The organism is Bradyrhizobium sp. 197 (genome assembly GCF_023073375.1).
Taxonomy (GTDB): Bacteria; Pseudomonadota; Alphaproteobacteria; order Rhizobiales; family Xanthobacteraceae; genus Bradyrhizobium.
Genome location: NZ_JADPJJ010000191.1, coordinates 25,134 through 37,945 on the forward strand (window position 1 = coordinate 25,134; position 12,812 = coordinate 37,945).

Here is a 12,812-nt window from a genome sequence, read left to right on the forward strand (position 1 = left end):
AATACATAAAATCGTCACATCTACAGGGATGGTCTGGCGCATGACGGACATCGCGAGGCAAGGCGTCGCATTATTTTGAGCGCTCTCGCCAGGGGCACGCACAACGCCGCCCGGAGCGGAATCGCTCCGCATCCAAGGTTGCCCGAGAGGACCTATCCGAGAGGTTCATCCGGCTTGACACTGATCCGACGGCGCCGATCGAGTTATTCGTCCTCTTCCATCGCGACTCATGATTGTTCGCTCATAACGTGGAGGCGGAAGTGGGATCCTGAATTCGAAGGGAATCTTTGCCAGATTGACGTGTCGAGCTGCGTTCAGTCGATGCCTATGGATAGTTTTGAACTCGACATGATCTTTTACCGGAATAAAGCCATGCACCTGTAATTGCTCGGGTGTTCCCACGACTTTCTCTACCGTGTTCAGTAGTATCGCCCGTCTCGCCTGAAAACTCAAGTTGTGGAGCATTTTCTGAGCCGCATCAGAGAATTCCTTGATCTCCGAGGCACTCGGCATTTCGGTTACTTCAATAGCGCTCGTTTCTTGCTGCGCGTTCGCAATTTCGTTTTCTAAGGACGCGAGTTTTTTTCGTAGCGGGGTCGTGTACTCTCTCAACTGTTCGACCGTGAACAGGCCAGCGCCATACGCCTTGTTGTAGCGATCCTCCTGTACCTTCAATGTAGCTACTTCCTTTTCCGCCACGGCAACATCGACGTCAGAAGACCGCACCTTCCTCCGGCGCGTTCCCAACCAGCGACTGATCTGTTCAGAGAGTAATTCTTCCGAGCCCATCAAATTGGCGATCTTCTCCCAAACAAGCTTATCGGCGGCACGTGCATTTATTCCCCGTTCTTTGCACGTTGCGGACAGAGGAAAGCTGAGCACTCTATCGCTGCAACGATAATACAGGTGCTTGCCATGCATCGGTCCTTCGCCGGTTCTAGTCCTCCCGCACACGCATCGAATCTTGCCCGCAAGGAGATACTCGTTCTTTTTGTTACGTTGGGACAGCGCGAAGTTAGCGTCGAGTTGTGCGCGAGCGCGCTCAAAGAGCTCTTTATCTATGATCGCTGGTACGGGAATAATGAACCACTCGTCTCCTGGTCTCATTCGACGACTCGTCTTTTTTACTTTTCGATACGTGTCTTGCTTGATTGGATGCTGAGGCGCCACGGCGTATGATGCGCCCCAGTGGGCTTCGCCGATGTAGCCCTTGTGCCTCAACAATGTACTGAGCGTACTCGTGTTCCATACCCCCCGTTTGCTTCTGCGGGGTTTTATGCCGAGTCCCTGTAGTTTGCGCACGACTTTCCGCAAGGTGCAGCCTTCATAGGCGACCCAGCTGAAAATCAATTTCACAATCCGCGCTTCTACAGGATCAATTTCGTAGTATCCATGCTTGCCGTCGAGCTTAGGAATGTAGTTGTAGCCATAGAGCGCCTCACTTACGAGGATGTGGCCATCTTTTACTTTGCGAAGTTTCCCAAGCCGAAATCGTTCCGCGATTTTTGCCCGCTCATACTCCGCGAACAGGCCTCTCACACCATGTAAGATTTTCTCTTCGCTATTCTTCGGGGCAGAAACAGTAACAAACATGATTTCAATTTCGGCCTCTCGCAACTCGTCCATCACCAGTTCTTGGTAGGAATAACGTCGAGCTAGCCGATCAGGGTCGTAGACCAAGACGGCTTGCCATGTTTTTCCTCGCGCATCCTGGCGCAGCTGATCCAGTGACGGTCTGGCAAGAATGTCTCCACTCCAACCGTCGTCAATGTACTCTTTGACGATATTATAACCGTGCTGACGAGCGAAATCTCGGAGCGCTATTAGTTGGGTCTCGACGGTTCCTTCCTCTTCTTGTCGCGCAGTCGAAACCCTCGCGTATATGGCAATCAGTTTTCTACTCGTTACCAATTTTTCGCGGTTCATAACCTCTATAGATATAAGTTTACTCCTGACCCCCGGTAGGAGTCGAATCGGTTGGCGCAACAAGATCCAACCGAGGAGCGCATTCTCAGGACCTCCTCAAACAGAAGATCAAAAGCGCTATCTAGCCGCCCTTGATGCCCGGCTAGTTGCTCATCAAGAAATTGATAGTGAATTTGAGGTGCAATCTTTTCGCTCATCCCGACATCATGTGCCTTTGAGCAGTCACGATGCTAGGGGCGGAAAATGCTATTCATGCACAATGCCCCCTCCGCCCGTTAGAGCTGGACCGACATATGTCTGCGAGAGCCTCAGCTCACGTAATGTGCTCGTAAGTCGTCCGAAAGGACTTTCTCACCTTTGACGCACGCGAGCAGATCGTTCCCGTCGATTGAATGGCCTGCGTTATCTTGAATCAAGACGTTCGTCATTCCCCGTTGAACCATGTGCCGGGCTTCCCCAAGCGCCTCATGAACGTGGAGAACTTTCTTCCCTATGTGCCACCGAATCTTTGCCACTGATGAAGTAGGACAATTATCTCTCCTCGTGTGGATGGGGCAGAAGAGAATCACAGTAGCGCTATGACTGACGACCGACATTTTGACTCACTGCCAGGGAGCGATTGGTCCACGCTAGAAGTGAAAATTGCTATTTCTGCATGAGAGCGGAGGTGATTGCCCACATCCTGTGAGCGAGGTTGGCGGGGCGATAACAAACGCCGCCGCGATCGTGCCGTCTCTCGTTAGTTCCTCAGTCGGCCATATAAGTGGGGCCTCGCAATCGAGGGAGCAATTCCACTATCTCCGCACCAAAATACTCTGCCGTCTTCAATCCAGAAATGGCTCATGCATCCCTTATTCTGCCAAACCGATGGGTGCAAAGTGGGTCTACCTGCTCGACTTTCTGTAACCTTCCATAGAGGCGAGTGCGGTCTCTGCAGCGGCAGCGAGATGGTATTCCCGCATGCGCATGGGCATTTGAAAATCGCCCATCGAGGAACGTCCTTATACACGACCTCAATGAACTGCTTCGGTCCAACGACATCGTTGCTCGGGGTCTTATCGACGATGGCTAGATTGTCGAAGTGCACATCGGGCAGCTGGCGTCCTTCAGCAGCAGTTTCACGGGCGCTTTCTATTTTGTTCGCCGAAAACACTCTTGAAAGGGTCTGAATTGTATTTTTGATCCACCTCCACATATCTATTTCAACTTTCCTAAAGCCGGCATCTCCAATCGATAGGCTCCCTCGCGCTTGAGAAGCAGCGAGTGCTCTTTGCAGTAGATGCAATTTGCATCTTCGGCTGGTGCATTGCTGTGGATCGTCATATGCACGAAGTCATGCCAGATGTTGTCTTGGCGTAAATCGCTTGGCAGTTTACGAAAGGGTTTTATTAGATCCATAAGAGTGGCCACGGCCGCATCAGCAGTTGCGCTCGTGAACGGCCCTACGCCTGGCGCATGCTCACCACCGCCAACTAAGTAATATTCCCGCTTCAAAGTTTCGGGGTCAAGTGTGGCCAGCTCAGGCCGTTCTTCGAGGGCCTTCTCATATTTGAGCTTCATGTCCGTCACCACTCCCTGGCAACGCAAACAAGCGCCATGTTCGGGCAATATGCAGCTGACCCTTCCGCGATGATCGCGCAAGTAAGGTTCGCCGTCTGGAGACCTATCAATTTTTCCCGTAAGCCCGGTGTCTATGTAAACCAAGCCGTAATAATATAGTGCCTGATTTAACAGGTCTCTTCCTGCCACGTCATCCGTGCAACCAAAGACGATATCGGCGCCCGAGATTGCGTCGATTGCCTTTGGAGATTCGCCGATATATTCACCTATTGATGAGACTGAGATTTGGAGCCCCATACTGTGAATGAATTCGGCTAGAACCTTAGCTTTGTTTTTGCCGACGTGAACAAGACGGTGCCCGCGAACGCGATTCAGATTAGTATCTTCGAGGTCGTCGCCATCGACAATTATCAGCTCACCTACTCCTGCGCGGGCAAGCAATGTGGCGGTTGACGAGCCCGTTCCCCCAGCGCCGACAACCACAACACGCAGTGACTGAAGCTTCTTATTGAATGGCTTTCCAAAGGCGGCCTCTTGCCGCTTGAAGATCTCATTCGATCCGGCTGCGCCTGTAACCCCGTCTAGCTGTAGACGCTCGCCAACGATGGCCGTGTGGCGAATATCTTGGACATGTGAAGGATCAGCTCCATGGCGGCATCTTGCGGACCACTTTCCATCCGAAAGCACCATTGCGACCAAAAAAACATCGGGTCCATTGCTGCTCGCAAAGCCATGAAGAATGTTTTGTTCATTCAGATCATCTTTATCGGAGAAGTCAGGATGTCCAGACGGGTGGCTGTGCACGAAGCCAAGCTCTAAATGTTCTTGCTCACAACGAAAGTATAACTCTGGCAGCTTGCGCATATTTATACGGAGGCTGGTCGTTGTGCTTTCGATCACCCACTCGTTAGTCATTTCAATGACGTCAATGACTACGAACCGAATCGAGGGTTTCTGATCACGTACAGCCCTATCGAACTTTCGAAGCAAGACGATTGCCCCGCGTTCATTTCCCTCCGGGTCTCCCTCCAGCCATTTTCGCAGTCTCGCATCTTGCGAGCCGAGCAATGTTATCCGATGCTTGTTCATATTTTATCGGCGTCGGGATTTTTGAGTGCCCATTCAAGCCGACTTAGTATTGTTCGAACATTATCCAGCTTGGGTTTCCAGGGGTTTTTGTTCCAATGGCGAGACCACCTGCAATATTCAATTCCTTTATGCATTCTTGAATCCTCATTGGGTCCGCTAATTGCCGGAATGGCCTTGCCGTCGGCCCGTGCGAGCTGCGGATACACCCAAAACATGTCGCAGCCCGCGGTGTTGTAATTTTGCGGAATCACACTCAATACGTCGACGGCATTGACCGGCTTGCCGTTGGCAACATACAGCCCGTCGGCCAAGGGAAAGTTCTTGAGGAGGAGAAAGTGACTATTTGCGTCTTCCTCGTAGTCGAGACCCGTCACCTCAAGAAACCCGTAGTCTTCATCAAACAGCAGCGCCATTTATTTGACGCCAGCCTCGGAGCTCGATTCTTGGGCGTAGAATTTTTCGATCCCGGGATGCTGATCCAAATCCACGGACTCGTCGTTCTTTATCAATCGACCAGGTTGCCCCGGAACCTTCAGAAACAGGTCCATACTATCCGGGATTCCCGGACCAAGTGCACGCACCTGCGCGCCAGTGATGAATTGGCTTTCCCATTCATACACGTCGTTTTCTACTTTGATTTTATGCTTCTTACTGTTGTCGTCCTTAGTCATATAGAGCCCCTATTTTAAGTAATAGCCCATTGTATCACGGCACCCGAGGATGCAACTTCGAGTCGTCGTTGAACAAGACATGATTCTTTGCCCAAGAGTCAAATGGCGGCCTTTCGCTCTTTTCCCTTTGAAGATGGCGCGGCTGGTTGCCACAAAGTAATATGCTGAAATGAACCGCGCCGCAGACGATTCGCTAGATCCACAGCTTACGACCTTGCTCGGGCACAGCGCTGTACCCGCCGGCATTTACGACGCTATTCGCAAGCCCGCGGGGGCGCGATTTTTTCGCTGCGCGCTTCAGATCAATCCCTACGCATATACGACCCGTCACGCTAAACATTCCGCTTATAAAACAGAGCAGGAGTACAACGCAGCCATCGTTGCCGCCTGTATCAAGGAAGGGGTGGAGGTCGTCGGGATCACGGATCATTTTCGGATTGCGACATCCGAGAGCCTCGCCGCTGCTCTCAAAGATGAGGGCATTCATGTTCTTCTCGGCTTCGAAGCGAGTTCAAGCGAAGGCGTGCATCTTCTGTGTCTATTTCCGGGTTCGACCTCCTCGCATGAATTGGAGCGGATGATTGGCAGGTGCGGGGTGACCGATCTTGAGGCGGAATCCCCGCAGTCCGATAGGAGCTGCGAACAGCTCCTCCAGCTGATCCCCAATATGGGCGGGATCACCATCGCCGCTCATGCATGCAGTTCATCCGGTCTCCTCATTACGTTGAGAGGGCAAGCGCGCTCGCGCGTCTGGACCAGCCCCGACCTCATGGCAATGGCGCTGCCCGGCCCGAGGAGTGGCGCGCCCGAGGCATGCCGCGACATTATCGCCAATAAGGACCCAGCGCATGCGCGCCCGCGGCAGATTGCAGTCATTAACGCGAACGATGTGAGTTCGCCCGCGGCGCTCTCTGATCCCAGCACCACCACGTGGATCAAGATGGTGTCGCCCTCCGTCGAGGGTCTCCGTCAGGCGTTCCTCGATTGCGAATCACGCATCCGCCTCAACAGCGATCCGAAGCCAGCTTCCCACACCGAACTGATCGCCATGTCCTGGGCCGGCGGGCTTCTTGATGGTCAATGCTTGAGGTTCAATGAGTCTCTTAACGTTCTCGTTGGTGGACGCGGCGCCGGTAAGTCTACGCTGATCGAGGGCTTGCGATACGTGTTCGAACTTCCGCCGAAGGGCGATGAGGCGAAACGCACGCACGACAGCATGGTCAAGAACGTGCTCGGGCAGGGCGCTACCATTTCGGTGCTGATACGATCGCCGCTGCCTTCCCCGCAGTATTATTTGATCGAGCGTATCTATGGAAGCCGGCCTCGGGTCCGCGACCAGAACGGTGACCTCCTACAGAATGTGAGCCCGCGTTCGGTCTTGGGCAGCCTTGAAGTCTACGGCCAGCATGAGATATCCGAACTCACGAGATTTCCGGAGAAGCTCGCCCAGTTGCTGCGCCGCTTCACGGAGCCGGCCGCAGACACCACCGTCGGGAAAACTCAATTAAAGGAGCAGTTGGAGCGATCGCGTACCGCCATTGCCAGCGAAACGACCGAGATCGGCAGGATAGAGGACGCGCTTGCGGCGCTGCCTACCCTTAAAGAGCATCTCAAGCGTTTCGCTGCGGCGGGCCTGGATGCGAAGCTGAAGGACAAAACCCAGATCGACAAGGAGGCCCGGCTCTTCGAGCAAGCCGAGGAGATGGTTTCAGACGTTGAAGAACTTGCGGCCGAAGTGATCTCCGGTGGAACCTCCGAGGGCCCGATAGTCGGGGAGGAGGCCAAGGAACTTCCGAACCTTGCGATCGTTGCCAAGCTCGACGCAGTTCAAGCCAAATTGCTTCAGCAGATAGCGGCAGCTGGCAAAAGCATCGAGGCGGCGGTGAAGGAAGCCGCCACGGCCGTGGAGAATATCAAGGCCGAATGGGCGCCGAAGCAGACGGCCGCCAACGAGCTGTACCAAAAGACACTGCGTGAACTTAAGGCCGAGGGCCACGACGCCGGCAAGTTCGTGCAATTCAAAGATCAGCTCGACCGGCTCAAGCCTAAAGAGACCGAACTCAAGACGCGGAATAAGATGCTGGGTCAGCTTCAAAAGGCTCGCCGGGAATTGCTGGCGAAGTGGGATGCAGCCAAAGCCGAGGATTACCGTGAGCTGCAAAAGGCCGCCCGCAAGGTCTCGAAACGACTGAAGGATCGCGTCCGCGTCAACGTCCGGCCCAGCGCCTCCCTCGACCAATTGGAGGCCGTCATTCGCAAGCATTGCACTGGCAACTTCAGCCAGGCGCTGGAGCGGTTGCGCAGCAAGGATGATCTGAGTTTGACCGACCTCGGATCGACGGTTGCCGAGGGAACGGCATCGCTCGTTAACAAGTACGGATTCTCGCAAAGTGCCGCAGAGCGAATCGCAAAAGGCGGAACAGCGCTCGCCCTCGAGATCGAGATCGAGGAATGCGAGGTGCCGGCGGAGGCCGTGCTGGAGTTGAACGTCGGCAGCGAGAAGGCGCAAACCTGGAAAGAGCTGGACCAGCTTTCGACAGGCCAGAAAGCGACGGCCGTGCTGCTCCTGTTGCTGCTTGAATCGGATGCACCACTCGTCGTCGATCAGCCCGAGGATGATCTTGACAATCGGTTCATCGCGGATTGCATCGTTCCGACCATGCGTGACGAGAAGAAGAAGCGTCAGTTTATTTTCTCAACGCATAATGCGAATATCCCCGTCCTTGGAGACGCCGAGCAGATCGTCGGGCTCACGCCGGTTGTGGAAGCCGGCGTCGAACATGCGACCATCCCTGACAGCCTGTGCGGTTCTATAGACACGCCGGCCATCAAGGAAATGATCAAGGATTTGCTTGAAGGCGGGCAAGAGGCGTTCGAATTCCGCAAGCAAAAGTACGGCTTTTGAGCCTCAGAGTGATTTGATCCGCCAACTAGCTGGAGATATCGCGCATCAAGTTCGTAACGGCCGGATCAACTACACCTGCATTAGCGAGTTCGCGAGCGACTCCGGCGACATATTCGATACCCGAGCCACTCGTACCGCGTGCACGTACGATCAAACGCTTAAGTTCTGCGTCATTGACCGAGATAATATTCCTGCCTTCGTATATCGGGACAAGCGCGTCGACATGCCTGCCATCGTCAAGCTGGATCGGTAGCGAATGAAGCGCGAATGACTTGCCCTCTCGTTCCATGAGATATGCCCGAATTCCTTCCGTGCGTTCGTCCGAAAATTCAAAAGCAATGCCGCGGCATATCTCTGAAGCCATCGGCACCAGATTAAGCGTAGGACACGGACTCGCTTTCGTTCCCCAGTTCCTGACAGATGCCTTGTTAAAGGCGCGGGAATATCCAGACAGATTGGCCAGCGATCGCCGAACGCATCCACGGCTGACCTCCCATCCATCACCCATCAATGAACCATACCCGAAGACCCACATATCTATGCAATCTGCTCGATGGGAGTTAGCGTCGGCTAACGACGCGCTGCAGTCGTTCCGCTAGCCGTTCGTGATCACCCAGGTGTGCCAACATGCGACTCTTCCAAAGCTTCCCATGGTTGGGGACGGAGCAGTGCAACAGCTCGTGAACGATTACGTAATCCCCCAGCTCTTGGTCAAGCTGAAGTAGTTCATCATTAAAATTCAGATTTCCTGCGGTAGAGCACGATGCCCACTTTCGACTCATTGGGCGCACGTAGATCGTAGCTACGTGGGCGTCCAGCTTGAGCGCCCACTCATGGACCCGAGCCTTGAACTCCTGCTTATTCCGCCAGCCTTTCTTCATGGTTTGAAGCTCTTCCTCAGCAACGTGAACAGCGTCTCGACCGTAGCCGTAACGTTCTCCACGTCATCCTCTACCCGCATGAGAGCGAATGTGACCTGATTGCGCAACTCGCGCAGCTCGGCTTCGCTGCGCTGCCAATTCGGGTACTTGGTGAAAGCTTCGGCGACCTTGCGGCTCGCAGCGTCCGGATTCTTTATGCCATCGTCCGTCAGCTTGCAGAGGACAAAGTACCCGATTGCATCCAATCCTTTCTCAGCCTGCTCCTTCTTTCGCTTTTCGTTGCGCTCCACCTCTTTTATCAGCTCGCCCAGGGCTTCGGCGGTGCTGGTCTGACGATCCTCAAAAGCTGTTTGCACCGCCATGGCCCGTTCCGCGAGCGCGACTAGGAAGGGGTCGTTTGCGCCGTCTTCGGCGGCCTTCTCGATACTCTTAACTAGATTGATAACCTTGGTTCCGTCGCCGCCTTTCTGCTTCTTGATGAGCTCGATCGTGTTCTCATCGATCTTCACGAATTCGGCGACGTTTACTAGCTGTTCGGCTCCGATGTGCTTCTGAACAAGCTCATTGGTCTTCTTCTGGAACGCGCGATCGACATACACCTTTTTGGCGTACGCATTGCGTACGACGGCGTAGATCGAAGAGAGCGTCGCGTATGGGTCAATATACGGACGCAGGAACGCATCGGGCGAGATGATTTCGTGGAGCATCTCAATTTCCTTGTATTCCTTGAAGAACTCCTTCCGCCGATCGGGGTCACGGAAGTGCTCGATCAGGTTATCAACGTCCTTGTCGTCAAATTTTTGGCCGACAAGTTTGAGATATACTGGAGCCTTCGATTCCATCTTTGATTTGAAGAGCTGCTTTAAGAGCCCCAGGTCTTTGACAATGGCGTTGATCTCGTCGCTGTCGAACGCGAGCGCCTTTTCCAACTTGTCGAAGATGCCGATAAAATCGAGCACGAAGCCATGCGGCTTGACCATTTCCTGCGCTTCGTTCTCGTATGGACGATTGACGCGCGCGATGGCTTGCAGGAGCGTGTGGTCACGCATCGGCTTATCGAGATACATCGCGTACAAGATCGGCGCGTCGAAGCCGGTCAGCAGCTTTTCAGTGACGATGAGGATTTTCGGCCAATCCCCGAGCTTGGTAAAGCTCTTACGGATTTGCTTTTCCCGCGTCGGCTCTAAATGCCATTTCTTGAGTCGAGCCGAATCGTTGTTGTTGCCAGTGTATACGATCTCAGAATATTCGGGCGGAAGGATCGCGTCGAGCGCTTCCTTGTAGAGTGCACAGGCTTCGCGATCGACGCCAACCAGAAATGCTTTGTAGCCGAGCGGCTCAACGTTTTCACGATAGTGATCTGCGACGTACTGCGCGACTTTTTTGACGCGTTCGTTACCCTTCAGGAAGTTTTTCAGATTGATTGCACGGTCGAGGATTTTGTTCAGCTCCTCGATATCGGCGATTCCTTCTGCCTCTGCGAGCGAGAGGAACTCCTTTTCCATGATGTCGTGGGGCACGCGCATCTCGTTCGGCGCGAGGTTGTAATAAAGCGGCAGGGTCGTACCGTCTTCGATGCTCTCCGCAATCGAATATTTGTGGAGATACCCCTTGTCGTCCCCAAGCCCGAAGATCTTAAACGTCCCCTTGCCATACGCAGTCTTATCAACTGGCGTGCCCGTGAAGCCGATGAACGACGCGTTGGGAAGGCCAGCCATGAGGAAGTTACCAAGGTCGCCGCCAGTCGTGCGGTGAGCTTCGTCGATCAAGACGAAGATATTTTTCCGATTGTTGAGGTTCGCTGGCATGTCGCGGAATTTGTGGATCTCCGATCTGAATCTCACCTTCCAGGTCATGGATAATCATGTTCATGTTGGCCATTGCCCAGGTGCCCGCCTCGTTTTCCTGGCCGAAGAGTTTCAGCGGTGCGCTGTTGTTTTTCTTGGTGTCGCGCAGCCTCTCGTCAAGCACAAGGCGACACTTAATCAGCAGTCCCGCGGAGCCGCAGCATGGATCATAAATCTCCATGCCAGGGCCGGGACTAATGATCCGCGCTATGACGAGGCCGACCTCGGCCGGAGTGTAAAACTCGCCGCCGCTCTTGCCGCTTCCTTCGGCGAACTTGCGGATCAGGTACTCATAGCTCCGGCCAATGATATCTGCCTCGACATCCTTGAGACCCAGTCGCTTTGCACCAACTTCTTCAATCAGGTTTGAAAGGCGATCGTCGTCGATATCCCGTTGCCCGTGCGTTGTCGCATTGAAATCGACGCGATCGATGATGCCCTTCAGCAAGGGATTCGCCTCCGCAATGGTGCGCATATGAGTTGTGAGCTGTTCGCCGATCTTGTCGGACAGAGTTCGGATCACCGACCAGACAGCATCGTCCGGGTTCTTCGGTTCAAGGGGCAGGTAAAAGCGCACGAGCTTCTTGTCGTGCTTAACCAGCTTGAACGCCTTCGCGCGCGATCCAACCTCTTCGGCGATACGGTTCAGCTCGTCATCGAATACGTCGCAGAGCCGCTTGGTAAATATGAGCGGCAGGATAAATTCCTTGAATTTGGCAGCATCCTTCGCGCCCCGGATCGAACAGGCGGCGTCCCAAATCCAGGATTCAAGTGATTTTCCGTTACCGTTCCCCATGCCCCGTTATCCTATCACACGCCGTCGCAGCCCGAATCTTTGGCAGCTATTGAAATGCCTAAAGTGCTTCAATGGTTTACGCAATATCGCGAAGCCATTTTTTCTCCTCCCAGTGCCAGCCGGGCGATTTCAAGTGTGGGGCATAAAGAAAACCCTCGCAAAGAAGCGAGGGCGTGGACAAAAAGAACGTCTAAGGTACATCCGCTCTGTTCGGGCGCATGACAGCATCACGCTGTCCGTCAGGCCTTCCGAAGGTCCCCACAACGGTACTCCTCCTGCTGGAGCGTCCATCCGCTGCGTCTAGATGGGAGGCGGTCACTTCTTGCTTTATCAGTACTCGGCCGCGAGCATGAGCGTGAGCACGCGTAGTGTTCGCTCGGGATTGCCGGGATCTTCGGAGCCGTGCCGCATGTCCTTGTCGTAGTAGTCGATCTTCCAGAAGAACTTGCGACCGACCAGATCGAAGCTTCCGAAGTCGTGCTCGCCGTGCGGGTCGTTCTCCGGCGTAAATTCCGAGAAATCCGCTACCTGACGAAGTGCCTCGGCCTTCACGCAGTCCGCTAGCTCCGCAACGCCGACTGTCATCATGACCTTGCCGCCGCGGAACGTGTTCCGGAACGCGTCGTTGAGAAGTGCGATCTTATTCATCATCGCGCTCCTCCGCGTCTTCGCTTTTGTACGGGGACATATGACGTGCACCGCAGTGCGGACAATCATCGTCACACTGTGCGGACCAGATGTCCGTCCACTCGCGACCGCATTCTGCGCAGTGGTAGAAGTTTCTGACTTGCATCGCCGACCTCCTAGATCAAGCCGGCGAGCACGAGGACCGATACAAGGGTGTTGCCGCCGCACGCCTCGCAGAACCCCTGATTCTGGTCTGGTTCCGTATCTGCTGTGTGGTCACATCCCTCCGTCATACAGATGGCCGGACATACAGTATCCTTAAGAGCCATCGCTAATAGAAGATCGTCGAGGCTATCGAAGCCGCTAAGATCGCAAAGCCGCATCAGCTTTAGAGCTTTTTGGGAAAGAGCAATGTTGGACATCATGTCCTCCTCGCTACGAGCACCCGACCCATTCGGGGGCTCGATCGCGAGGAGGAGGCCGAGCGTCCGTCACTGAGCCGGATTAGAA

General features: G+C 54.2%; 12 protein-coding genes. 1 reads left to right on the top strand and 11 read right to left on the bottom strand.

Annotated features, from left to right (window positions below):
• Positions 1 to 165: 165 nt before the first annotated feature.
• The 5 genes from IVB27_RS41830 to IVB27_RS41845 form a co-directional block, all read right to left on the bottom strand.
• Entirely contained in the window at positions 166 to 1,926 is a 1,761-nt protein-coding gene (locus tag IVB27_RS41830) for a recombinase family protein (protein WP_247448338.1), read from the bottom strand.
• A 739-nt stretch (positions 1,927 to 2,665) separates the two neighbouring features.
• A complete protein-coding gene (locus IVB27_RS44010; protein ID WP_524536568.1) occupies positions 2,666 to 3,121 on the bottom strand; it encodes a ubiquitination-like system serine protease family protein in 456 nt (151 codons plus the stop codon).
• 2 nt (positions 3,122 to 3,123) lie between these two features.
• Positions 3,124 to 4,575 carry a ThiF family adenylyltransferase gene (locus IVB27_RS41835; protein WP_247448339.1) on the bottom strand — a complete coding sequence of 484 codons (1,452 nt, stop codon included), beginning with the start codon at positions 4,573 to 4,575 and terminating at the stop codon, positions 3,124 to 3,126.
• Positions 4,572 to 4,988, bottom strand: a complete 417-nt coding sequence (locus IVB27_RS41840) for an E2/UBC family protein (protein WP_247448340.1) — start codon at positions 4,986 to 4,988, stop codon at positions 4,572 to 4,574. The genes IVB27_RS41835 and IVB27_RS41840 overlap by 4 nt, the downstream gene beginning before the upstream one ends.
• Positions 4,989 to 5,246 (bottom strand): multiubiquitin domain-containing protein, encoded by a 258-nt coding sequence (locus IVB27_RS41845; protein ID WP_247448341.1) that lies wholly within the window; start codon positions 5,244 to 5,246, stop codon positions 4,989 to 4,991. It lies immediately after the preceding gene.
• 169 nt (positions 5,247 to 5,415) lie between these two features.
• On the opposite strand from IVB27_RS41845, the gene IVB27_RS41850 reads away from it, so the two are divergent.
• A complete protein-coding gene (locus IVB27_RS41850; RefSeq protein WP_247448342.1) occupies positions 5,416 to 8,151 on the top strand; it encodes a TrlF family AAA-like ATPase in 2,736 nt (911 codons plus the stop codon).
• 25 nt (positions 8,152 to 8,176) lie between these two features.
• On the opposite strand, the gene IVB27_RS41855 is transcribed toward IVB27_RS41850, so the two are convergent.
• The 6 genes from IVB27_RS41855 to IVB27_RS41875 form a co-directional block, all read right to left on the bottom strand.
• Positions 8,177 to 8,686: a gamma-glutamylcyclotransferase gene (locus IVB27_RS41855; RefSeq protein WP_247448343.1), complete on the bottom strand. Its 510-nt coding sequence runs from the start codon at positions 8,684 to 8,686 to the stop codon at positions 8,177 to 8,179.
• Positions 8,687 to 8,711: 25 nt separating this feature from the next.
• A complete protein-coding gene (locus IVB27_RS44015; RefSeq protein WP_524536569.1) occupies positions 8,712 to 9,032 on the bottom strand; it encodes a M48 metallopeptidase family protein in 321 nt (106 codons plus the stop codon).
• Entirely contained in the window at positions 9,029 to 10,840 is a 1,812-nt protein-coding gene (locus tag IVB27_RS41860) for a type I restriction enzyme subunit R domain-containing protein (protein WP_247448344.1), read from the bottom strand. Before IVB27_RS41860 ends, IVB27_RS44015 begins: the two co-directional genes overlap by 4 nt.
• The gene (locus IVB27_RS41865) at positions 10,758 to 11,675 is read right to left on the bottom strand and encodes a class I SAM-dependent DNA methyltransferase (RefSeq protein WP_247448345.1); all 918 of its coding nucleotides are present in this window, start codon (positions 11,673 to 11,675) and stop codon (positions 10,758 to 10,760) included. Before IVB27_RS41865 ends, IVB27_RS41860 begins: the two co-directional genes overlap by 83 nt.
• Positions 11,676 to 12,005: 330 nt before the next feature.
• The gene (locus tag IVB27_RS41870) at positions 12,006 to 12,323 is read right to left on the bottom strand and encodes a DUF3768 domain-containing protein (RefSeq protein ID WP_247448346.1); all 318 of its coding nucleotides are present in this window, start codon (positions 12,321 to 12,323) and stop codon (positions 12,006 to 12,008) included.
• 155 nt (positions 12,324 to 12,478) lie between these two features.
• On the bottom strand, positions 12,479 to 12,724 hold the full coding sequence (locus tag IVB27_RS41875) for a hypothetical protein (protein ID WP_247448348.1): 246 nt from the start codon (positions 12,722 to 12,724) through the stop codon (positions 12,479 to 12,481).
• Between the last annotated feature and the right edge of the window lie 88 nt (positions 12,725 to 12,812).